This is a genomic window from Frateuria defendens (genome assembly GCF_001182895.1).
GTDB classification, from domain to species: Bacteria; Pseudomonadota; Gammaproteobacteria; order Xanthomonadales; family Rhodanobacteraceae; genus Frateuria_B; species Frateuria_B defendens.
In genome coordinates, this window is sequence record NZ_LFQR01000072.1 from 1 (window position 1) to 1,245 (window position 1,245).

Consider the following 1,245-nt stretch of genomic DNA (forward strand, 5'->3'; position numbering starts at 1 on the left):
TTAAGTTGAGAGCATTGCCACGCCACCGCCCACCAAGCCGCCGACGGCGGTGCTGGCTAGCTCCATCAAGCTCTTACCTTCCGCTGACGCCAAGCTGATGTGCTGACTATTCAGATAATTCTGCATAGCCGCGCTGGCTGCCTCGCTAGCGCCAGCACCCAACGCGCCCTGGGCAGCGTTGCCGCCTCCCAAAGCGGCCGTAGCGGCTCCAACCAAGCCGTGCAATAGGGCTTTGTCTGTGCCCCCATCGCTCCAGGCTGCCAAACGCGCTTGCGCATCTACCTCGGCGGCGGTATCGCCATTAGCATGCGCCGTCGCCATGTCGGCCGCGGCCTGTTTTTGCATGGCATAGGCGATATCGCCCGCCGCCCGCATCCCCACCTGCCTCAGCTGCAACCGCTCCTTCACCTTGTCCACATCGAAGTGGTTGGCCACGCCGTTGCCGTCCAGCGCCGTCACGTCGCGGTTGAGGCCGGACAGGTCCTGGCCCGGGTTGTCGCGGATGGTCAGCGTGCCTTGTGCGATACCCGCCTGCGTCGTACTGCTGGCGTCGTGGCTCTGCGGGATGGACAGGCTCGGCATCACACCCATGCTGAAGCCGTGGCTGGCATTGGCCCCCGCACCAGCGTCGCTGCCTCCGCCAGCGTTGCCGCCACCGCCACCGCCACTGCCACCGTCGCCTCCGCCACCACCGAAGCTGGCGCTGACCGTCGCCCCCATCTGGCTCGCGCTGTAGTCCGCCTTGTTCTTCAGGTCGCTGTAGCTGAAGCTCCCCGTGTCCAGCAGGTTCTGGCTCGCCGCCGCCGTGCTGGCGATCGCACCGCCCGTCAGGTTGGTGTTGCCCCCGACGTGGATGTCGTAGCCGCCACTGCCTGCCTGGATGCCCGTCTGCGCCGTCACGCTCTGGTAGTTGTTGCGGATGTTGGTCTGGCTATAGCTCGCGCTGGCACTGCTCGTGCCGTAGCAGATCGGCGGGATGCACAGGCTCAACCCCGCGCTGGCGCTCTGATCCAGCTCCTTGTAGGTCTGCGTGTCCTGGGTACTGGTCAGGTCCAGGTTGCGGCCGACGTTGGCCAGGACCGTGTCGCCGCTGGCCTGGGCGCCGTGCAGGGTGGTGTCTCGCCCGCTGCTCAGGCTCAGCACGTTGCCGGCGGTGACTTCACTGGCGTGGTTGGCGTTGCCGTCGCCGTTGGCCTTGGCTTGCGCCACGGCCGCCGCCAGCTCAATGGTGAAGCCGTTCTGCTG

The 1,245-nt window shown here is 66.7% G+C and carries 1 protein-coding gene; it reads right to left on the bottom strand.

Annotated features, from left to right (window positions below):
* The coding region (locus ACH65_RS10965; RefSeq protein ID WP_049622637.1) for a hemagglutinin repeat-containing protein at positions 1-1,245 on the bottom strand (1,245 nt) is incomplete at its 5' end.